The sequence below is a fragment of the Xanthobacter sediminis genome (genome assembly GCF_043195015.1).
Lineage (GTDB): Bacteria > Pseudomonadota > Alphaproteobacteria > Rhizobiales > Xanthobacteraceae > Xanthobacter.
In genome coordinates this window covers 217,356-237,589 of the sequence record NZ_JBAFWH010000002.1, presented here as the reverse complement: position 1 = coordinate 237,589, position 20,234 = coordinate 217,356, and the positions used below count along the sequence as shown (strand labels likewise).

Genomic DNA, 20,234 nt, shown 5'->3' with positions numbered 1-20,234 from the left:
TTCCGGCTGGATGGAAACGCAATCGGCCCGCGCTCCGGCGCGAGCGGCAGCGGGATGCAACCGGCCCCGGCGGGAGCGGCCTCAGCCGCGGGCGCGCTGGCCGAACAGGACCGCCTGGGCGTCCTTGTCCTTGGAGAGGTCGAAGCTGCCGCGCTCCTCGGCGCTCAGGGAGAGCCCGCGCTGCACCGCCGGGCGCTCCAGCACGCGTGCAAGCCAAGCCTTGAAATAAGGGAATTCCTCGATGTTCTGGCCCTGCCGCTCCCACAGCTTGGCCCAGCCCACGCAGGCGATGTCGGCGATGGAATAGGCGCCGGCCAGGAAATCCCGGTCCTTGAGGCGGGTGTTCATGACGCCGTAGAGCCGGTGCACCTCATGGGTGTAGCGCTCGATGGCATAGGGAATCTTCTCGGGGGCGTAGATGCGGAAATGGTGCGCCTGGCCCGCCATGGGGCCGAGGCCGCCCATCTGCCAGAACAGCCACTGGTCCACTTCCACACGTGCGCGCTCGTCGGCGGGGTAGAAGAGGCCGGTTTTGCGACCGAGATACTGGAGGATCGCGCCCGATTCGAACACCGAGATGGGCTGCCCGTCCGGCCCCTGCGGGTCGACGATCGCCGGCATCTTGTTGTTGGGCGAAATGGCCAGGAACTCGGGCTTGAACTGGTCGCCCTTGCCGATGTTGACGAGCCGCACCTCGTAAGGCAGCCCGCACTCCTCCAGCATGATGGAGATTTTCCAGCCGTTGGGCGTGGGCCAGTAATGGAACTCGATGGGCTGGGTCTGGACCTGTGCCACGATTCGCTCCCCGAAACTCTGTCGTTCCGACCGGTCATCGCGGCCGAGGGACGTGATCCGACGGCGATCGGGCGGAAGCCGCCGCCTCGCCGGCTGCGTCTCGATCCTTCAAATCGGGACCTGCGCCCCCGGTTCCGGCTTTCCATCCTGCCGGCGGCGCATGGTTAAGACCTAACCATACCGCACGAAATCGGCAAGAGGAGCCCGGTTGCACGCAGATGGGCCGCCGGCAGGACCCGCCCGCCCTCAGAGGTCGATCTTGAAGCCGAGGTGCGAAGGCGCGAAGCCCAGCTTCTCGTAGAAGCGATGGGCATCCACCCGCCGCTTGTTGGAGGTGAGGGCCAGCGTCGCCGCGCCGGCGGCGCGCGCCTCGGCCATGGCGTGGCGCACCATGCGGGTGCCGAGGGTCTTGCCCCGCAGGTCCGGCACCACCTGCACCCCCTCGATAAGGGCGCGCGACGCGCCTCGCCCCGGCAGGGCACGAATGAAGACCAGCTCGAACGTGCCCACCACCCGTTCCTGGAATTCCGCCACGTAGAGCCGGGTGGAAGGGTTGGCGCTGATGGCGCGGAACGCCTCCAGATAGGCGCCATAGGCTTCCGGGTCAGTGGTGTCGCCGTGGCCGCCCACGTCGTCGGCGGCAAACAGGGCGATCACCGCCGGCAGATCCTGCTCGCGGGCGAGGCGGAAGATCAGTCCGTCGGGATGCAGTCTTATCGGCACAGGGGATCATCCGGAGGTAGCGGCGTGAACTGCCAGTCACTCCAGCGATGAGGATTCATCAGGGGCGAAGACCACTTCACGGACATTTCGACGGTGTTGCGGCCCGGCGGCGGCAAAAGGCGGAACGGCAGGCCGTTGGCGATGCCGGTGATGCGCGCGCAGCCGCTGGCAGGCCGCGCCGGCGGCCGATACTGGGATTCGCCCACCACCACCACGCGGGCATCGGGAATGGCGGCGCGCAGCCGGCCGGCCGAGGTGCGGTCATCGGCCACCAGGGTCGGGGCGGGGCCGAGCGCCTGCATCACGGTAGGCGCCAGCCGGTGCAGCGGCTCGGCGGCGACGCAGCGCCCGCACAGGCGCGGGTCCGGCCACAGGGGGATGGCCACCCGCACCACCAGCACCCCCACCGCGATCGCGAGCAGGATGCCGAGATAGGCCGCCACCCGCTGCCGCCATCCGCCCATGCGCTCCAGCTCGGCGAAGACATAGACCGGCAGCAGCAGCAGGAAGACATGGAAGTAGCGGTCGCGCAGGTTCGTGGTGCCCACCGCGACCACCGAAACGAGCGTGACCAGCAGGCCGATGATGATGACGTTGCGCAGCACCCGGCGGGCGGCATCGCGGTGCCCGTCCATGCCGACGCATGCACCCTCCCCCCGGTTCCAGGGCAGGAAGATCAGGGCCGCGAGGGCGATGAAGGGCAGCGCATAGCCCACCAGCGCCACCACATAGCTCTGCACCACGTCGTCCCAGGCGAAATTGGTGGCGCCGATGGTCTGGGCGGTGGCCTCCACCACGTCCTGCCCGAGCACGTGCAGGGCAAGGCCGTAGACCGCGAGCGGCCCGGCCGCCACCAGGGCGGTGACGAGAATGCGCCTGTCGAGCACCGCGCGGCGGTAGGTGGGCTCCAGCAGGCAGGAGACCACCAGCACGCCGAGGAAGGCCGCGAAGCCGAACTTGCCCAGAAGCCCCACCGCGATCCAGGCGCCCAGGCCGGCGTAAAGCTGCGTGCTCGGCCGCCGCGCGATGGCGATGAGCGTGAGCATCGCCCCGGCGATGGCGACGATCATCACGTTGGAATGGGTGAGGATGCGGTGGCTATGGTAGCCGACCACCCACAGCGCCGAGAGCGAATACACCGCGGCCGCCTGCAGGCGCGGATCGCGGATGATCCGCTGCGCCACGCGATAGACCAGCGCCGCGCACGCGAACAGCAGCGCATAGCGCAGGATGGCGAAGCCCAGCCGCCCCGGCCCCACGATGACCTGAAGGCCGTAGAGCAGCCAGTCGAAGAACGGCGGGTTGCGTGGAACGTAAGTCAGCTCAAGTGACTGGACGAGGTAGCTCTCGATGGCGTCGTCGACATTGATGGCCGATTCGAGGAAGGCGCCGATGATGGCGTGGAGCACGCACCAGATGCCGACGATGATGAGAACGCTCTTCGGCCGCGCCCAGAACGGCAGCTCGCCCGCGTTGCCAGCGGGACGCTCGTCCAGGGTCCCCGCGCCGGGGGCACGTGCTTGATTTTCCATCACGAGACTGACGCACTCCAGGACACGGCGGCCTCGCTTCTATAAACAGCATTGGGCCCGCGGCGCCACCGAGGCACCGGCCGCCATGATGCATCGCGGCCAAGGTGGTGCAAACGGGTCACAGGGTGTCGAGGATCACGAAGGTCTCCCCGTCTCCGGCGGCCAGCGCGGCTTCGGACGCCTCGTGGATGAGCAGGTCGTCCACCCGCGCGCCGGGCGGCCCCGCGCGGCAGGCATCCACCATGGCGGCCACCAGCGCTTCGTCGCCGGCCACCACCGCCTCCACCGCGCCGTTGGCGCGATTGCGCACCCAGCCCCTCAGGCCGCGCACCTGTGCCTCGTAGGCGCACCAGGCTCGGTAGCCGACCCCCTGCACCCGGCCCCGCAGGGTGATGTGCACCACGCGCAAGGCTTCCGTCATGGCCTTCCTCCGCCGTCCCGCTCAGCGCTCGCAGGCCGCCGCGCCCGCCGGCAGCGCCTCGAACGAGGACATGCTGCCGATCAGCGCGAAGCGGCCGTAATCGATCCGCAGGTCGCCCACGACGCCGTTGTCGTAGAGCGTGAAGCTCATCACATAGGCGGGCGCCTCGTCGATGGCGCCGCGGTCGTAGTAGCTGACGGCCACCGGGTAGGAGAGATGCCCGGCAAGCGCCGCCTCCGCTGCCGGGGCGAGGCGGGCGCCGCCGCTGCGCGCGCGGCCGATAACCGCCAACGTGTCATAAACCTTCTGCGGGTCGCTGGAGCCGTCATAGACCTTGGCGGCGAGGGTGCCCTCCCCGGCCGCCGCGGCGGCGAGCACCTTCAGCACGTGCTGGGTCGGCATCAAGATAATGCCGTCGAGGGTGAAGGCGCGGTCATCGGGCTTGGTCACGGCCACGTTCAGCCGGTCCGTCCCCTCGCGGGTGACGGTCGCCTCCACCTCAGTGGTGTCGTCGCCGGTCTCGCTCGTGCTCTCGAAGCGGTAGGATTCGCCGGTGCCCGCCTCCCACGACTTGGAGGTGACGGTCTGGGTCATCGGCCCGGCCTGCCCGCCGCGGCTCTCGCTTGCCTGGCGGGTGAGGGTGCTGTAGCCGGCGCAGGCATCGCCGGTCATCTGGTAATCGATGCGCCCGCTCATGTCCTCGAGCTGGCCGGTAGGGCGCGAGCCATCGAGGGTGAGCGTGTAGCTGGCGCGGTGGGGCAGCAGGGCGAAGGCCGCCGCCGGCCCGCAGAAGGCCGCCGCCAGGGCGAGCTGCCCGCATGCGCCCAGGAACGCGACCATGATCGATGGAAGCCTCATGCCCGCCTCTCCTCACCTCGCCGCCGCCAGGCCCGCCGCTCGGCGCGCTTGCGTCCCGCCCCGCCTTCAGCGAAGAGGAAGGCCCAATTGCGCACACCGTGTGGCAGGAACCCACAAGGACTTACCATGACCTCTTCCGTCGAAAGCAAGCTCGCCGAACTCGGCATCACCCTGCCCACGCCCAACCCGCCGCTCGCAAATTACGTGCCCGTGGTGCGCACCGGCAACCTGCTGTTCATCTCCGGCCAGGTCTCCATCGACGCTGCCGGCAAGATCATCACCGGCAAGCTCGGCGGCGGCGTGGAGATCGCCACCGGCCAGGATGCCGCGCGCCTGTGCGCCATCAACCTGCTGGCACAGACCAAGGCCACCATCGGTGACCTCGACAAGGTGGTGCGGGTGGTGAAGCTGGTCGCGTTCGTGAACTCGACGCCGGATTTCGTGGACCAGCCCAAGGTGGTCAACGGCTGCTCCGACCTGCTGGTCGCGGCGCTGGGCGACAAGGGCCGCCACGCCCGCTCCGCCGTGGGCATCGCCGCCCTGCCGTTCGATGCGGCCGTCGAAGTGGAAGCGGTGATCGAGGTCGCCTGAGCAGGCCCCGCCGGAACCGCCCCATGGGCGACCTGTCCTGGCTCACCGCGCGGCCGGTCGCCCACCGGGGCCTCCACGATGCCGGCTCCGGCATTGTGGAGAACATGCCATCGGCGGTGGATGCGGCCGTGCGGGCGGGGTTCGCCATCGAGGTGGACCTCCAGCTTTCCGCCGACGGCGTGCCCATGGTGTTCCACGATTCGACGCTGCAGCGCCTCACCACCGCCGAAGGCCCGCTGCAGGCCCTCACCGCGGCGCAGCTCCAGGCCCTGCCATTCCGGGCCACCGGCGACCACATGATGCGCCTCGACGACCTGCTCGAGCGCGTGGACGGGCGGGTGCCCCTGGTCATCGAACTGAAGAGCGCGCACGCGCCGGCCATCTCCCTTGCCACCCGCGCCGCGGCGCGCGTCGCCACCTATGGCGGGCCGGCGGCGCTCATGTCATTTGATCCGCGGCTGCTGGCCGTGGTGCGCCGGGAGGCGCCCGCGGTACCGCGCGGCATCGTGGCGGAGCGGAACTACGAGGGAGAGGACGAGCATCCGCTCGACGCGCTCCAGCGCTTCGCCCTCGGCCACCTGCTCCACTGGCCGCAGTCGCGCTTCCAGTTCGTGGCCTACCGGGTGGCCGATCTCGACGCCCTCGGCCCGCGCATCGCCCGGCGGCTGGGCCTGCCGCTCCTCACCTGGACCGTGCGCACCGCGGCCGACCGCGCCCGCGCCGCCCGCTTCGCGGACCAGATGATCTTCGAGGGCTTTCGCCCCTGATCCGCGGGCGGCGAAGGGGTGCGACCGTCCGTCGCGCTTTTTGGGCGGCGGTGCGGTGCACACTGTAGGCTCCATGCCCGAAGCCCGCATCCGCATCCTCACCTCCCTCTCCGAGATCCCGGCGGCCCGGTGGGACGCCTGCGCGGCGGGCGGGGCGGAGCGACCGGAACCCTTTGTCAGCCACGCTTTCCTCTCGGCCCTTGAGGAGGCCCGCTGCGCCTGCGCCAAGACCGGCTGGCTGCCGCAGCACCTGGTGCTCGACGACCCGGACGGCGCGCCCCGGGCGGTGGCGCCGGCCTATCTCAAGACCCACTCGCGCGGCGAATACGTCTTCGACCAGGGCTGGGCGGACGCCTACCAGCGCGCCGGCGGGCACTATTACCCCAAGCTGCAGGTGGCGGTGCCCTTCACACCCGTCACCGGCCGCCGCCTGCTGCTGCGCGACCCCGCCGACACCGAAGCCCGCGCCGCCCTCGCCGGCGGGCTGAAGGAACTGGTGCGCCTGCGCGAGGCCTCTTCCGCCCACGTGACCTTCAGTACCGAAGAGGAATGGGAAAGCCTTGCCGCCCAGGGCTTCCTGAAGCGTACCGACCGGCAGTTCCACTGGACCAACGCCGGCTACGGCAGCTACGACGACTTCCTCAGCGCCCTCGCCTCGCGCAAGCGCAAGGCCCTGAAGAAGGAGCGGCGCGAGGCGCTGGCCGCCGGCATCACCATCGAGTGGCTCACCGGGCGCGACCTGACGGAAGAGGCCTGGGACGCCTTCTTCGCCTTCTACATGGATACCGGCGCCCGCAAGTGGGGCTCGCCCTATCTCAACCGGGCCTTCTTCTCACTCGTATCCGAGCGGCTCGCGGACCGCATCCTGCTGGTGATGGCGTGGCGCGCGGGGCGCTACATCGCCGGCGCGCTGAACTTCCTCGGCGCGGAAACCCTCTACGGGCGCTATTGGGGTGCCGTCGAGGAGCACCCCTTCCTGCATTTCGAGGTCTGCTACCATCAGGCCATCGACTTCGCGATCGCGCGCGGGCTCAAGGTGGTGGAGGCCGGCGCCCAGGGCGAGCACAAGCTGGCGCGTGGCTACCTGCCCACCACCACCCATTCCGCCCACTACATCGTTCACCCCGGCCTTCGGGCGGCGGTGGCGCAATATCTGGAGCACGAGCGCAGCTACATGGAGGAGGACGCCGCCGTGCTCACGGACCTCGGCCCCTTCCGTCGCGGCGGCGAGGCCGAGCACGACTGAGCCGCGCCTGAAGCGGCCCCTGGCAGGAACGCCACACCTCTGATCCGAATGGCATTCCTGCCCCACGCCACGTTGCGGGACGGGAGGGGCCGTCGCTATAGTCCGGGCTCCCGCAACGAGGGGGTGGATATGACGTATTGTTGTGGAGTTCTCGTGCGCGACGGCCTGGTGCTGATCGCCGACACCCGGACCAATGCCGGACTCGACAACATCTCCACCTTCCGCAAGCTCCATATCTTCGAGGAACCGGGCCGGCACGCCCTCGGCATCGCCTCCGCGGGCAACCTCTCCGTCACCCAGTCGGTCATCAGCCTGCTGAACGAGGGTGTGGACGACGCCGAAACCGGCGAGCGCCACCAGCTGCGCGAGGCGCGCACCATGTTCCAGGCAGCGCAGCTCGTGGGGCGCGCCATCCGGCAGGTGCACCGCATGAACGGCACGGTGATGGAGCAGTCGAGCGCCATCAATTTCGAGGTGTCCTTCCTGCTCGGCGGGCAGATCGTGGGCGGCCCCATGCGGCTCTACATGATCTACTCCGCCGGCAATTTCATCGAATGCACGCAGGACACCCCCTTCCTCCAGATCGGCGAGCACAAATACGGCAAGCCGGTGCTGGATCGCGCCGTCACCTACGAGATGGAGATCGCGGACGCGCTGAAGACCAGCCTCATCTCCATGGATTCGACCATGCGTTCGAACCTGGGCGTGGGCCTGCCTATCGACGTGATGGTGGTGTGCCCGGACAAGCTCCAGGCCGAGCTGAAGTATCGCATCGAGCCCGGCGAGCCCTATTTCCACGACCTGCGCGAGCGCTGGTCGGCGGCGCTGCGGGCGGCGCACAGCTCCATTCCGCGCCCGCCCTACCTGAAGGACGTGCAGACCTACGTTCCGCCCAAGCCGACGGAAGAGGTCTGACGCCCGCGCGGGGGCGGTGCTGCGACGCCGGCAGCCCGCCACATGGGCCGGACAAATGAAAAGGGCGCCCGGCGGGGCGCCCTTCTTTTTAGCCGTCGCGGCCTGTTCAGGCCTTGGGCTCCAGCTTGGCGGAGATGATCTTGTCGGGGTCCTTCACCGGCTCGCCGCGCTTGATCTTGTCCACATTCTCCATGCCCGAGATCACCTCGCCCCACACCGTGTACTGGCGGTCGAGGAAGCGGGCGTCCGCGAAGCAGATGAAGAACTGGCTGTCGCCGGAATCGGGGTTCTGCGCGCGGGCCATGGAGACGGTGCCGCGCTTGTGCGGCACGTCGTTGAACTCGGCCTTCAGCTTCTTGCCCGAGCCGCCCATGCCGGTGCCGGTGGGATCACCGGTCTGGGCCATGAAACCCTCGATGACGCGATGGAACGGCACGCCGTTGTAGAAGCCCTCGGACACCAGCTCCTTGATGCGAGCCACATGGCCAGGCGCCGCATCGGCGCGGAAGGCGATGGTCACGGGGCCCTGCGTGGTCTCCAGGACCAGGATCTCTTCACTCACGGGGTTATCCTTTCAGTGGGTGAGGGGTGCGGCAACCCCGCCGGCTTTCCGGCGGGGGCCGATATCGGCGCGACGGGCGACGACCTCACTTGGCGTCGGCGGCCACCTGCATCTTCACGATGCGATCAGGGTTCGAAACCGTGCCGTTGGCAGAGGCCGAGCCCTTCTTGATCTTGTCGACATACTCCATCCCGGAAACCACTTCGCCCACCACGGTGTACTGCCCGTTCAGGCTCGGGGTCTCGTCGAGCATGATGAAGAACTGCGAATTGGCGCTGTTCGGGCTGGAGGAGCGGGCCATGCCCACCACGCCGCGCTTGAACGGCACGTTGGAGAACTCAGCCGGCAGGTTCGGATACTTGGAGCCGCCGGTGCCGTTGCCATACTGGCCGTCGCCGGTCTGGGCCATGAAGCCATCAATGACCCGGTGGAACGGCACGTTGTTGTAGAAACCGTCGCGGGCGAGCTGCTTCAGGCGCTCGGCATGCTTGGGCGCGAGATCGGGCCGCAGCGCGATCACCACCCGGCCATAGGGCGTGTCGAGATAAAGCGTGTTCTGCGGATCGCTCTTCGACTGCGCGGCCGCGGGCAGCGCGAAGGCGAGCGCGATGAGAAGTCCGGCGCAGAGACGGCCGAAGACTCGCAGCATGAGGTTCTCCTCGAAATGGCCCCGGAACGGGGGCGGAAACTTCGGCAATGGCCGGTTGGCTCAGCGCTGGAAGCGCGCCTTGAGGCGCGCCAGCACCACCGCCGGCACGAAGGCGGAGACATCCCCGCCCATGGCCGCGATCTGCCGCACGAGCGTGGCGGTGATGGGGCGGACGGAAGGGGAAGCGGGAAGAAAGACGGTCTGGATCGCCGGCGCCATGGCCGCGTTCATGCCCGCCATCTGCATCTCATAGTCGAGGTCGGTGCCGTCGCGCAGCCCCCGGATGAGCAGGCTCGCCCCCACGTCCCGCGCGGTGGCGACGATCAGCCCGTCGAAGGTGATCGCCTCGATGGTCGCGCCCTCGGCTGCGGCCACCGGCGCACAGACCTCAGCCAGCATGGCGAGGCGCTCCTCGGGGGAGAACAGCGGCGTCTTGCCGGGGTGGACGCCCACCGCGATCACCAGCCGGTCCGCCATCCGGCAGCCGGCGCGCACCACGTCGAGGTGCCCGTTGGTGAGCGGATCGAACGAGCCGCCGTAGATGGCCGTGCGGGCTTTCATGAGCACCTGCCCCCTGTTCCTGCCCTGTGGATGCAGCCGCGATCTGCGCCAATGGGGCATGCGGCCTTGGTGGGGAAGGGTTAGCGGCCCGGCGCTCCCAACGCAACCATGGCCGCCCGCCGCGCGGGCTGCGGCCCGCCGCGAGGCGATGAAAACGCTGATGCCGGACCTGTCGTGCCCCTTGCTCGAAAGGGGAGGCCCGCTCCGTGAAGCTGCCACGCGAATCGCGTGCGGCGCCCCCTCTCGCCACGCCAATTTCCCGGCGTGCGAGCCAGTGGGACCACCATTCATGCATGCAACCACAAGCCGGGTTATGCCCCCGTGGGCTCCGGATGAGGGAAGCTCCGGCTTTTCCCAGCCCAGGCGAAGGGAAGTATCGCACGCAGTGCCGCGGGCGATCACTCCGCCCTATCGGCGCCCGGCGGCCAGCAGCACCGCCGCACCGCCCACCAGAATACCCGCCGAAACCCGGTCCGCGATCTGCGCGAAACGCCCCGACAGGGCCGACCGCGCCCGGTCCGCTGCCAGCGCCCACAGGATGTCACCCGCCAGGGCCACCGCCGCGAACACCACGGCGAGAACCGCAATCTGCGACAGGGGATTGGCCGTGTCGGTCACGAATTGCGGCAGGAAGGCCGCGTGGAACAGCAAGGTCTTGGGATTGGCGAAGGCCACGGCAAGCCCCCGCCCGAAGGCGGCGTGGGCCGATGGCGCGGAGGTCGCCGGGCCGGCGCCGGCGCTGCGCCACTGGCGAATGGCGAGCCACACCAGATAGGCCGCGCCCGCATAGCGCACGAGGTCGAAATTGTGGGAAAACGCCTCCACCAGATAGGCAAGCCCCGCCGCCACCACGGCAAGCTGGGCGATGAGCCCCACATTGACTCCGGCGGCGGTGAGGATGCCCGCCCGGTGGCCGTATCTCAGGCTGGTGCCGACGATCAGCGCCACGTTCGGCCCCGGCGTCGCCGCCAGGGCGAGGCAGGCCAGCACGAACAAAGCGAGGCTGTCGAGCGGGATCATGCCTCCGGCACCCCGTCCTCGCCGTCATCGTCTCCCGCCAACGCCTCCTCGCCGCCGGTGTCTTCGCTGATGTGCTCCACCGAGACCACCCGCTCGCCATCCGCCGTGTTGAAGACGATGACGCCCTGGCTGGCGCGCCCGACGATGCGAATGCCGTCCACCGGGCAGCGGATGAGCTGGCCGCCGTCGGTCACCAGCATGATCTGGTCCGCATCCTCCACCGGGAAGGAAGCTACGAGGCGCCCGTTGCGCTCGTTCACCGCCATGGCGACGATGCCCTTTCCGCCGCGCCCGGTCACCCGGTACTCATAGGAAGAGGTACGCTTGCCATAGCCATTCTCGGAGATGGTGAGGAGGAACTGTTCCTTCGCGCTCATCTCCGCGTAGAGGTCCTGTCCGAGCTGCCCATTGCCGCTCGCGCCCTCCTCCTGGTCGGCCTCCCCGCCCTCGGAGGGCTCGCCTCGCAGGGCCCGGCGCATCTTGATATAGGCGAGCCGGTCGTCGGCGTTCGCCTCCACATGGCGGATGATGGCCATGGAGATGACGCGGTCGTCCTCCTCCAGCCGAAGGCCGCGCACGCCCACGCTGTCGCGCCCCTTGAACACGCGCACATCCGTTACCGGGAAGCGGATGCAGGCGCCGCCGGCGGTGGTGAGCAGCACGTCGTCATCCTCGGTGCAAAGCCCCACGTCGGCGATGGCCTCGCCCTCGCCCAGCTTCATGGCAATCTTGCCGTTGCGGTTCACCTGGGCAAAATCCGAGAGCGCGTTGCGCCGCACGGTGCCGGAGGTGGTCGCGAACATGATCTGCAGGCGCTCGTTCTCGGCCTCGTCTTCCGGCAGCAGTACCACAGAGGTGATGCGCTCGTCGGAATCCAGCGGCAGAATATTGATGAGCGCCTTGCCCCGGCCCTGCGGAGCGGCCGCGGGCAGGCGCCACACCTTCAGCTTGTAGACCTGCCCCTTGGACGAGAAGAACAGCACCGGCGCATGGGTGGAGGCCACAAACAGGCGGGTGACGAAATCCTCGTCGCGGGTCTGCATCGCCGAGCGGCCTTTGCCGCCGCGCCGCTGCGCCCGGTAAGTGGAAAGCGGCACGCGCTTGATGTAGCCGGCGTGGGAGACGGTGACCACCATCTCCTCCCGCTGGATCAGGTCTTCGTCGTCGAGATCCCCGAAGCCTTCGACGATTTCCGTGCGGCGGGGGGTGCCGAACTCCGCCTTGATGGCCATGAGCTCGTCTCGGATGATCCCACGCATCCGCTCCCGGCTCGCCAGGATGTCCAGATAATCAGCGATCTCGGCAGCGAGCTTGTCGAGCTCGTCGGCAATCTCGTCCCGCCCGAGGGCGGTGAGGCGCTGCAGGCGCAGATCCAGAATGGCCCGGGCCTGCTCCAGCGAGAGGCGATAGGTGCCGTCCTCCTGCAGCTTGTGGCGCGGATCGGCGATCAGGGCGATGAGCGGCGCCATGTCCTTCGCCGGCCAGTCCCGTCCCATCAGCGCCTCGCGGGCGCTCGCGGGGTCCGGCGCGGTGCGAATGAGGCGGATCACCTCGTCGATGTTTGCAACGGCAATGGCGAGGCCCACCAGCACATGGGCGCGATCGCGCGCCTTGCGCAGCAGAAATTTGGTGCGCCGGCTCACCACCTCCTCGCGGAAGGCGATAAACGCGGTCAACGTGTCATGCAGTGTCAGCACGCCTGGCTTGCCGCCGGAAAGCGCCACCATGTTCACGCCGAAGGAGGTTTGAAGCAGCGTCTGACGATACAGGTTGTTCAGAACCACGTCCGCCTGCGCGTCGCGCTTGATCTCAATCACCACCCGCAGGCCGTCGCGGTCGCTTTCGTCGCGGATTTCGGAGATGCCCTCCACCCGCTTGTCCCGCACCAGCTCGGCGATCTTCTCGACCATAGTCGCCTTGTTCACCTGGTAGGGAATCTCAGTGACGATCAGCGCCTCGCGATCCTTGCGCAGACTCTCGATGGCGACCTTCGCCCGCATCAGGATGGAGCCGCGCCCGGTGAGATACGCCTGGCGGATGCCGCTGCGGCCGAGAATGAGCCCGCCAGTGGGGAAATCCGGCCCCGGCAGCAGATCCAGCAGCGCCTCTGGCTCCATGGAGGGATCGTCCATGAGCGCCACCGTGGCATCGATCACCTCCCCCAGATTGTGCGGAGGAATGTTGGTCGCCATGCCGACGGCGATGCCGCCCGCCCCGTTCACCAACAGGTTCGGGAACTTGGCGGGAAGGACACTCGGCTCCCGCTCGGTATTGTCGTAGTTTTCCTGGAAGTCGACAGTATCCTTATCAAGGTCGTCGAGCAGCGCGTTGGTGATCTTCTCGAGACGCACCTCGGTATAGCGCATGGCCGCCGGCGCATCGCCATCCACCGAGCCGAAATTGCCCTGACCGTCCACCAGCGGCACCCGCATGGCGAAATCCTGAGCCATGCGCACCAGCGCATCATAGACCGACTGGTCGCCGTGAGGATGATACTTACCGATGACGTCGCCGACCACGCGGGCAGACTTGCGATACTGCTTGTTCCACTCGTAGCCATTCTCATGCATCGAGAACAGGATGCGCCGATGCACCGGCTTCAGACCATCGCGCACGTCGGGCAACGCGCGCGCGACGATGACGCTCATGGCATAGTCGAGATAGGAGCGCGACAGCTCCTCGGTGATGGAAACCGGCGTGATGTCCGAAGGCAGCTCGCTGCCGGGCTTCGGCGTCTCGGGCTCAGCCAAAAGTCGATACTCTCGTGGTGATTTTCGCTACAGACTTTTAGCCGATTCACGCGCCCGACGCCAGCGAAACACCATCCCGAGAGTGATTTTTTACCCTTTAAATTCAGCTAGTTGCAGCAACCGCAGCCAGCACGGGAGAACATTCCGGCCCTTTTGTGTCGAAATGGCCGCCCGGCGCCGGAACGCCCGAGCGACCAAGGAGGAACCTCAGAACGGTATCTCGTCGTCGAGATCGTTGGAGGGCCGCCCACCACCCGAGCCGCCACCGGAGCCGGAGCCGCCACCGCCGGAGCGGCGAGAGCCACCTCCGCCGTAGCCACCACCATACCCGCCCCCGCCGCCACCCATGGGGCCCTGGGAACCGAAATCGGAACCGCCGCCGCCAAACTCCTCACCGCCCTCGCCGCCGACGCGGCCATCCAGCAGCGTCAGCTCGCCACGGAAGGGCCGCAACACCACCTCGGTCACGTAGACCTCCCGGCCATCCTTCTCGTACTTGCGGGTTTCGAGCTGGCCTTCGAGATAGACCTTCGAGCCTTTCTTCAGGAAACGCTCCGCCACATTGACGAGGTTCTCGTTGTAGATCGCGACCGTGTGCCACTCGGTGCGGTCCTTGCGCTCGCCGGAAGCCTTGTCGCGCCAGCTTTCCGAAGTGGCGATGCGCAGGTTGCAGACCCGGCCGCCGCTCTGGAACGTGCGGACTTCAGGATCGCGCCCCAGATTGCCGATCAGGATCACCTTGTTGACACTGCCGGCCATCGCCTTGCCTCCTGTTGTGCCTGCGCGCCATCGCACGCCTGTCTTGCCGCGCACCCTAGCCGGCACGCCGGGACATGCGAGGCCCAACCCGTGTTGTCCACCACAAAGACTCGACGCAGCTTAAAGCCGCGAAATGGGGGCCACGCCTGCCAGAGACCACAGCGCCAGCGGATGTTCTTGTTACGTTCTAGACGCTACACACCCGTGAGACAAGCGGCATTTTTCACCCAGTGTCCGAAATTTTGACTCGCGCGGCAGCAGAGTTCTCTATATGTTCCCTTCCGCAACGCACATACTTCACTAAGTTTGAGCCATGGCCATGAGCGAAACTCCCGAGGCGAAACGGATCCGCGCGGCATGGGCAAGCGGCACGCGCCCGCCCGGAGACGCTGCGATCTGTGCCGTTTGCCACGTGGCCCTCACCTGCGTCTCGCCAGTGGCGGGCGCCTCCCTGCCCTAAACATTTCGCGCCGGCCCCCCTGCCGCGCGTGGTTGGATTTCATGTCGGATCGCGCTTCTTCCCTCAGGGGCACGGCCCCCTCCGCAACGCCTGCTGCCGACACCACCGACCGGACAGCGGGGCGGCGGGACGCCCGCACGCTCTCCGTCCGTGGCGCGCGCGAGCACAATCTGAAGAACGTGGACCTGGACGTCCCGCGCGATGCGCTGGTGGTCTTCACCGGCCTGTCCGGCTCGGGCAAGAGTTCGCTCGCCTTCGATACCATCTATGCCGAGGGCCAGCGCCGCTATGTGGAAAGCCTTTCCGCATACGCCCGCCAGTTTCTGGAGATGATGCAGAAGCCGGACGTGGACCAGATCGACGGCCTCTCGCCCGCCATCTCCATCGAACAGAAGACCACCTCGAAGAATCCGCGCTCCACCGTGGGAACGGTGACCGAGATCTACGATTACATGCGCCTTCTGTGGGCGCGCACGGGCGTGCCCTATTCGCCAGCCACGGGCCTGCCCATCGAGAGCCAGACCGTGTCGCAGATGGTGGACCGCACCCTCGCGCTGCCCGAGGGCACGCGGCTTTTCCTGCTGGCACCCGTGGTGCGCGGGCGCAAAGGCGAGTACCGCAAGGAGCTCGCCGAATGGATGAAGAAGGGCTTCCAGCGGGTCAAGATCGACGGCACCTTCCACGAGATCGCGGACGCACCCGCCCTCGACAAGAAATTCAAGCATGACATCGACGTGGTGGTGGATCGCATCGTCGTACGCGCAGATCTCGCGCAGCGCCTCGCCGACAGCTTCGAGACCGCGCTTTCTCTCGCCGAGGGCATTGCCGTTGCCGAGTTCGCGGACGAGAAGGACGAAACCGGCGCGCCGCGGCGCATCCTGTTCTCGGAGAAGTTCGCGTGCCCCGTCTCCGGCTTCACCATTCCGGAGATCGAGCCGCGCCTGTTCTCCTTCAACAATCCGTTCGGAGCCTGCCCGGCCTGCGACGGCCTCGGCGTGGAGCAGACCATCGACGCCGACCTCGTGGTGCCCGACAGGATGCGCTCCTTGAAGCAGGGGGCGATCGCGCCCTGGGCGAAATCCACCTCGCCCTACTACGGGCAGACGCTGGACGCCCTCGCCCAGCACTACCACTTCAAGCTCAACGTGCCGTGGTGCGACCTGCCGCAGAAGGCACAAGACGTGCTGCTCTACGGCTCCGAAGGTGAAAAGGTCACCTTCTCCTACAACGACGGCATGCGCGCCTACGACACCGAGAAGGCCTTCGAAGGCGTGGTGCGCAACCTTGAGCGCCGCTGGAAGGAGACCGACAGCGACTGGGCGCGCGAGGAGATCTCCAAATACTTCTCCACAGTGCCGTGCTCGGCCTGTGGCGGCTACCGGCTGAAGCCGGAGGCGCTGGCTGTTAAGGTCGCGGGCAGGCACATTGGGCAGGTGGGCGAGCTTTCCGTGAAGGCCGCCGCGCGCTGGTTCGAGACGCTGCCGGGCGAGCTGACCGACAAGCAGAACGAGATCGCCGGGCGCATCCTGAAGGAGATCCGCGAGCGGCTGCGGTTCCTTTTGGACGTGGGCCTCGAGTATCTCACCCTGGCGCGCGCCTCCGGCACGCTCTCGGGCGGAGAGAGCCAGCGTATCCGGCTCGCCTCGCAGATCGGCTCCGGCCTCACCGGCGTGCTCTATGTGCTGGACGAGCCCTCCATCGGCCTCCACCAGCGTGATAACGCGCGCCTGCTGGAGACGCTCAAGCACCTGCGGGACCTCGGCAACACCGTGATCGTGGTGGAGCATGACGAGGACGCCATCCTCGCAGCCGACTATGTGGTGGATGTCGGACCCGGCGCCGGCATCCATGGCGGGCGAATCGTCTCCCAGGGCACGCCGGCAGAGATTCTCGCCGATCCCGCCTCGCTCACCGGACGCTATCTCTCCGGCGCGCTCAACGTCGGCGTACCGGCACGGCGGGCACCCGACCCCAAGCGGATGCTTCGCCTCGTCGGGGCGCGCGGCAACAATCTGAAGAATGTCACCGCCGAAATCCCGCTCGGCCTGTTCACTGCCATCACCGGTGTTTCCGGCGGCGGCAAGTCCACGCTGCTGCTGGAGACGCTCTACAAGGCGGTCGCCCGCCGCCTCAACAATGCCAGCGAGGCACCGGCGCCGTTCGACCGTCTGGAGGGGCTGGAGCACCTCGACAAGGTCATTGACATCGACCAGTCGCCCATTGGCCGCACCCCGCGTTCCAATCCCGCCACCTATACCGGGGCGTTCACGCCCATCCGCGAGTGGTTCGCCGGCCTGCCGGAAGCCAAGGCCCGCGGCTACGGGGCCGGGCGCTTCTCCTTCAATGTGAAGGGCGGGCGCTGCGAGGCGTGCCAGGGCGACGGCGTCATCAAGATCGAGATGCACTTCCTGCCGGACGTGTATGTCACCTGCGATGTCTGCAAGGGCAAGCGCTACAATCGCGAGACGCTGGAAGTCAGCTTCAAGAACAAGTCCATCGCCGATGTGCTCGACATGACGGTGGAGGAGGGCGCGCAATTCTTCAAGGCGGTGCCCTCCGTGCGCGAGAAGCTGGAAACGCTGGAGCGCGTGGGCCTCGACTATGTGAAGGTCGGCCAGCAGGCCACTACCCTTTCCGGCGGCGAGGCGCAGCGGGTGAAGCTGTCCAAGGAGCTGTCCCGCCGCGCCACCGGGCGCACGCTCTACATCCTGGATGAGCCCACCACGGGCCTGCACTTCCATGACGTAAAAAAGCTGCTGGAGGTGCTGCACGAGTTGGTGGAGCAAGGCAATACCGTGGTGGTGATCGAGCACAATCTGGAGGTCATCAAGACCGCCGACTGGGTGATCGACCTCGGCCCTGAGGGCGGGGACGGCGGCGGCGAGATCGTCGCGGCCGGCACGCCCGAGGCCGTAGCGGCCAATCCGCGCTCGCACACCGGGCGCTTTCTGGCGGAGGTGCTGGAGCGCCGCCCCAATCCCGATGCGGCGAAGCTGGTCGCGGCAGCCGCGGGCGTCGGTGCAAAAGCGGCAAGTGCGCCGCGCGACGCTGGCGCAGAGGCTGGTGCCAAGCCAGCGGAGGCCACGGCTTCGGAGGATGCGGAACAGGCGAATGCCCGCCCCTCCCGGCGGCGCGTCCGCCGGACCTCGTAACGCGCCAGCCCCACCGGGACAGGACGCGCGAAAAGGGGCAGCTCCGGTCAAGCCTGTGGGTGCGCGGCCTCTTGGCCACCATCGCAGGGAAGGTCCGGCAACATGCCCCCGTGAGCGTCTTTTGCTGTGCACACCTTACGGAACGCGCTCCAAGGGATACTTTCAGCGCATCTCCGCGACCAGCGTCGGGTGGATTTCATTCAAACGCCGGCGGGTTGCCGAGGGCCCATGAGATAGACGCATGAGTGTTTGGCATGGCCGTGCGCGCACATTTTCCCCGGGTACGCGACCGCCGCTTCGCTCGATTATGCCGTCAGGTGGATACCGCTGGTTCGCGGCGGAGCCGCGTCTTGCCCGCACCGATGGGCGGGTGCGTGTTCATGCCGACTACGCTTCTCCCCTAGAAATAGGTCGAACGCGAAAACGGCAGGCGGCAGCAGCGAATTGATTGAAATTTAAGCAGGTCGCTCAACCCGCAGGCGTACCCTGCCGCAACAGCTTGTGTTTGCTGCATTCATGAAAAAGGCCGGATGACGGCTTCTGCATGTGGCTTACGCATTGCTGCAATGCAGCGTCCGCCATTTTACGAAGAGCAGACCGCGTCTATGTTCACGGCAACCACCGGGGCGCGCCCTGCAGCGCCAGCCCTGGAAAAGTATCCAAGGAGATCGATCATGTTCCTCTGGGGCCTTCTTGCGCGCCAGATCCGTCGTTGGCAGGTCTACAACCGCACTGTGACCGAGCTGTCCGAGCTCGACGATCGCAGCCTTGCCGACATCAATGTCGCCCGCAGCGAGATCCGCGCCCTCGCGCGCGAGGCTTCGCTCCGCGCCGCCTGATCCGGCACAACTCTTCGTTCTGTCACGCAGATGGCCCCGCACCGGGGCCATTTTCGTTTGTGCAGCCGCCTGAGCGCCCATATTCCCCCGTCTCTACAGCCCGTGGTGTCTGTGGGCTTGAAGCCGGCTTCCCGCCTGTGGCACACACGCCGTTCTGCGCGCCCGCCAGCAGCCTTCCCTGCGACGGTGCGGCGCGCGTTTCCGGCCAAGCAAGAGGAGAAGGGCGCATGGAAGCCGTTCATGTGATCGGCGCCGGGCTCGCCGGTTCGGAGGCCGCCTGGCAGCTCGCCCAGCGGGGCGTGCCGGTGGTGCTGCATGAAATGCGCCCCCTGCGGTCCACCGAGGCGCACCAGACCGACGGCTGCGCGGAGCTCGTCTGCTCCAATTCCTTCCGCTCTGACGATGCGCAGGGCAATGCCGTGGGCGTGCTCCATGCCGAGCTGCGCCGCGCCGGCTCGCTCATCCTTTCCGCGGCCGACGCCCACCAGGTGCCCGCCGGCGGCGCGCTGGCGGTGGACCGGGAGGGCTTCTCCCAGGCCGTCACCCGCGCCCTCGCCGAGCATCCCCTCATCGAGATCCGGCGCGAGGAAATTTCCGCTCTGCCGCCGGCCGAGTGGGACAAGGTCATCATTGCCACCGGCCCCCTCACTTCCCCGGATCTGGCGGCCGCCGTGCTGGAGCGCACGGGCGAGGATGCGCTCGCCTTCTTCGACGCCATCGCCCCCATCGTCCATTTCGACAGCATCGACATGGGAAAGGCGTGGTTCCAGTCGCGCTATGACAAGGTCGGCCCGGGCGGCACCGGCGCAGACTACATCAACTGCCCGCTTGACGAGGAGGCGTACAACGCCTTCGTGGATGCGCTGCTGGCCGGCGAGAAGGCGCCCCTGCGCGATTTCGAGCTCAAGACCCCCTATTTCGACGGCTGCCTGCCCATCGAGGTGATGGCGGAGCGCGGCCGCGAGACCCTGCGCTTCGGCCCCATGAAGCCGGTGGGCCTCACCAATCCGCACACCCCCGGCGTGAAGCCCTATGCGGTGGTGCAGCTGCGCCAGGACAACAGGCTGGGCACACTTTATAATATGGTGGGCTTCCAGACGAAGCTGAAGCATGGCGAGCAGGCGCGCGTTTTCCGCACCATTCCCGGCCTGGAGCGGGCGGAGTTCGCGCGGCTCGGCGGCCTGCATCGCAACACCTATCTCAATTCGCCGCGGCTCCTGGACAAGACCCTGTGCCTGAAGGCGGAGCCGCGCCTGCGCTTCGCCGGGCAGATCACCGGGTGCGAGGGCTATGTGGAAAGCGCCGCCGTGGGGCTGCTGGCCGGGCGCTTCGCCGCAGCCGAGCGGCGCGGCGAGAGCGTGGTGCCCCCTCCCCCCACGACTGCGCTGGGCGCGCTGCTCGGCCACATCACCGGCGGACACCTGGAGGCGGAGAGCGAGGGACCACGCTCGTTCCAGCCCATGAATGTCAATTTCGGACTGTTCCCGCCCCTGGCGGAGGCCCCGAAGGGCGAAGGCGGCAAGCGGCTGCGCGGTGCCGAAAAGGCGCTCGCCAAGAAGAAGGCGCTCGCGGCCCGCGCCCTCGCAGATGTGGCGGCGTGGCTCGACTCCACCGCCGTGGCGGCTTAAGAGGCG

The 20,234-nt window shown here is 67.8% G+C and carries 18 protein-coding genes; 7 read left to right on the top strand and 11 right to left on the bottom strand.

What is annotated here, in order from left to right; genetic code table 11:
• Positions 1 to 81: 81 nt before the first annotated feature.
• From V5F61_RS03050 to V5F61_RS03030, 5 genes are all read right to left on the bottom strand, one after another.
• Entirely contained in the window at positions 82 to 795 is a 714-nt protein-coding gene (locus V5F61_RS03050; RefSeq protein ID WP_393987287.1) for a glutathione S-transferase N-terminal domain-containing protein, read from the bottom strand.
• 246 nt (positions 796 to 1,041) lie between these two features.
• Complete coding sequence (locus V5F61_RS03045; protein WP_393987455.1) at positions 1,042 to 1,512, bottom strand: GNAT family N-acetyltransferase; 471 nt, start codon at positions 1,510 to 1,512, stop codon at positions 1,042 to 1,044.
• On the bottom strand, positions 1,509 to 3,050 hold the full coding sequence (locus tag V5F61_RS03040) for a glycosyltransferase family 39 protein (RefSeq protein ID WP_393987454.1): 1,542 nt from the start codon (positions 3,048 to 3,050) through the stop codon (positions 1,509 to 1,511). The genes V5F61_RS03045 and V5F61_RS03040 overlap by 4 nt, the downstream gene beginning before the upstream one ends.
• A gap of 118 nt (positions 3,051 to 3,168) precedes the next feature.
• Entirely contained in the window at positions 3,169 to 3,471 is a 303-nt protein-coding gene (locus V5F61_RS03035; protein WP_393987286.1) for an acylphosphatase, read from the bottom strand.
• A 21-nt stretch (positions 3,472 to 3,492) separates the two neighbouring features.
• Complete coding sequence (locus V5F61_RS03030; RefSeq protein WP_393987285.1) at positions 3,493 to 4,329, bottom strand: EipB family protein; 837 nt, start codon at positions 4,327 to 4,329, stop codon at positions 3,493 to 3,495.
• 126 nt (positions 4,330 to 4,455) lie between these two features.
• Here V5F61_RS03030 and V5F61_RS03025 point away from each other — a divergent pair, with 126 nt between their 5' ends.
• The 4 genes from V5F61_RS03025 (at position 4,456) to V5F61_RS03010 (ending at position 7,848) form a co-directional block, all read left to right on the top strand.
• Complete coding sequence (locus V5F61_RS03025) at positions 4,456 to 4,920, top strand: RidA family protein (protein WP_393987284.1); 465 nt, start codon at positions 4,456 to 4,458, stop codon at positions 4,918 to 4,920.
• Positions 4,921 to 4,943: 23 nt separating this feature from the next.
• Entirely contained in the window at positions 4,944 to 5,687 is a 744-nt protein-coding gene (locus V5F61_RS03020; protein WP_393987283.1) for a glycerophosphodiester phosphodiesterase family protein, read from the top strand.
• 73 nt (positions 5,688 to 5,760) lie between these two features.
• Positions 5,761 to 6,933 carry a GNAT family N-acetyltransferase gene (locus V5F61_RS03015; RefSeq protein ID WP_393987282.1) on the top strand — a complete coding sequence of 391 codons (1,173 nt, stop codon included), beginning with the start codon at positions 5,761 to 5,763 and terminating at the stop codon, positions 6,931 to 6,933.
• Between the two features lie 129 nt (positions 6,934 to 7,062).
• Complete coding sequence (locus V5F61_RS03010) at positions 7,063 to 7,848, top strand: peptidase (RefSeq protein WP_393987281.1); 786 nt, start codon at positions 7,063 to 7,065, stop codon at positions 7,846 to 7,848.
• Between the two features lie 106 nt (positions 7,849 to 7,954).
• Here the strand turns inward: V5F61_RS03010 and V5F61_RS03005 are convergent, their stop codons facing one another.
• The 6 genes from V5F61_RS03005 to ssb form a co-directional block, all read right to left on the bottom strand.
• Positions 7,955 to 8,410 (bottom strand): peptidylprolyl isomerase, encoded by a 456-nt coding sequence (locus V5F61_RS03005; RefSeq protein WP_393987280.1) that lies wholly within the window; start codon positions 8,408 to 8,410, stop codon positions 7,955 to 7,957.
• An 85-nt stretch (positions 8,411 to 8,495) separates the two neighbouring features.
• Positions 8,496 to 9,059 (bottom strand): peptidylprolyl isomerase, encoded by a 564-nt coding sequence (locus V5F61_RS03000; RefSeq protein WP_393987279.1) that lies wholly within the window; start codon positions 9,057 to 9,059, stop codon positions 8,496 to 8,498.
• Positions 9,060 to 9,119: 60 nt separating this feature from the next.
• Complete coding sequence (gene coaD, locus V5F61_RS02995) at positions 9,120 to 9,620, bottom strand: pantetheine-phosphate adenylyltransferase (protein ID WP_393987278.1); 501 nt, start codon at positions 9,618 to 9,620, stop codon at positions 9,120 to 9,122.
• 408 nt (positions 9,621 to 10,028) lie between these two features.
• On the bottom strand, positions 10,029 to 10,640 hold the full coding sequence (locus tag V5F61_RS02990) for a LysE family translocator (RefSeq protein ID WP_393987277.1): 612 nt from the start codon (positions 10,638 to 10,640) through the stop codon (positions 10,029 to 10,031).
• Positions 10,637 to 13,390, bottom strand: a complete 2,754-nt coding sequence (gene gyrA / locus V5F61_RS02985) for a DNA gyrase subunit A (RefSeq protein WP_393987276.1) — start codon at positions 13,388 to 13,390, stop codon at positions 10,637 to 10,639. The genes V5F61_RS02990 and gyrA overlap by 4 nt, the downstream gene beginning before the upstream one ends.
• Before the next feature lie 207 nt (positions 13,391 to 13,597).
• Positions 13,598 to 14,149: a single-stranded DNA-binding protein gene (gene ssb, locus V5F61_RS02980; protein WP_393987275.1), complete on the bottom strand. Its 552-nt coding sequence runs from the start codon at positions 14,147 to 14,149 to the stop codon at positions 13,598 to 13,600.
• Positions 14,150 to 14,650: 501 nt separating this feature from the next.
• On the opposite strand from ssb, the gene uvrA reads away from it, so the two are divergent.
• The 3 genes from uvrA (at position 14,651) to trmFO (ending at position 20,228) form a co-directional block, all read left to right on the top strand.
• Complete coding sequence (gene uvrA / locus V5F61_RS02975) at positions 14,651 to 17,761, top strand: excinuclease ABC subunit UvrA (RefSeq protein WP_393987274.1); 3,111 nt, start codon at positions 14,651 to 14,653, stop codon at positions 17,759 to 17,761.
• Positions 17,762 to 18,435: 674 nt separating this feature from the next.
• The gene (locus V5F61_RS02970; protein WP_393987273.1) at positions 18,436 to 18,600 is read left to right on the top strand and encodes a DUF1127 domain-containing protein; all 165 of its coding nucleotides are present in this window, start codon (positions 18,436 to 18,438) and stop codon (positions 18,598 to 18,600) included.
• Positions 18,601 to 18,827: 227 nt separating this feature from the next.
• Positions 18,828 to 20,228: a methylenetetrahydrofolate--tRNA-(uracil(54)-C(5))-methyltransferase (FADH(2)-oxidizing) TrmFO gene (trmFO, locus tag V5F61_RS02965; RefSeq protein WP_393987272.1), complete on the top strand. Its 1,401-nt coding sequence runs from the start codon at positions 18,828 to 18,830 to the stop codon at positions 20,226 to 20,228.
• The last annotated feature ends 6 nt before the right edge of the window (positions 20,229 to 20,234 follow it).

Bases quoted from the DNA above. Each gene is read 5' to 3' on its own strand.
- V5F61_RS03030 (WP_393987285.1), bottom strand. From the start codon at position 4,329: ATGAGGCTTCCATCGATCATGGTCGCGTTCCTGGGCGCATGCGGGCAG.
- V5F61_RS03000 (WP_393987279.1), bottom strand. From the start codon at position 9,059: ATGCTGCGAGTCTTCGGCCGTCTCTGCGCCGGACTTCTCATCGCGCTC.
- trmFO (WP_393987272.1), top strand. From the start codon at position 18,828: ATGGAAGCCGTTCATGTGATCGGCGCCGGGCTCGCCGGTTCGGAGGCC.
- V5F61_RS03025 (WP_393987284.1), top strand. From the start codon at position 4,456: ATGACCTCTTCCGTCGAAAGCAAGCTCGCCGAACTCGGCATCACCCTG.
- coaD (WP_393987278.1), bottom strand. From the start codon at position 9,620: ATGAAAGCCCGCACGGCCATCTACGGCGGCTCGTTCGATCCGCTCACC.
- ssb (WP_393987275.1), bottom strand. From the start codon at position 14,149: ATGGCCGGCAGTGTCAACAAGGTGATCCTGATCGGCAATCTGGGGCGC.
- V5F61_RS03010 (WP_393987281.1), top strand. From the start codon at position 7,063: ATGACGTATTGTTGTGGAGTTCTCGTGCGCGACGGCCTGGTGCTGATC.
- V5F61_RS02990 (WP_393987277.1), bottom strand. From the start codon at position 10,640: ATGATCCCGCTCGACAGCCTCGCTTTGTTCGTGCTGGCCTGCCTCGCC.
- V5F61_RS03020 (WP_393987283.1), top strand. From the start codon at position 4,944: ATGGGCGACCTGTCCTGGCTCACCGCGCGGCCGGTCGCCCACCGGGGC.
- V5F61_RS03040 (WP_393987454.1), bottom strand. From the start codon at position 3,050: ATGGAAAATCAAGCACGTGCCCCCGGCGCGGGGACCCTGGACGAGCGT.
- V5F61_RS03015 (WP_393987282.1), top strand. From the start codon at position 5,761: ATGCCCGAAGCCCGCATCCGCATCCTCACCTCCCTCTCCGAGATCCCG.
- V5F61_RS02970 (WP_393987273.1), top strand. From the start codon at position 18,436: ATGTTCCTCTGGGGCCTTCTTGCGCGCCAGATCCGTCGTTGGCAGGTC.
- uvrA (WP_393987274.1), top strand. From the start codon at position 14,651: ATGTCGGATCGCGCTTCTTCCCTCAGGGGCACGGCCCCCTCCGCAACG.
- V5F61_RS03035 (WP_393987286.1), bottom strand. From the start codon at position 3,471: ATGACGGAAGCCTTGCGCGTGGTGCACATCACCCTGCGGGGCCGGGTG.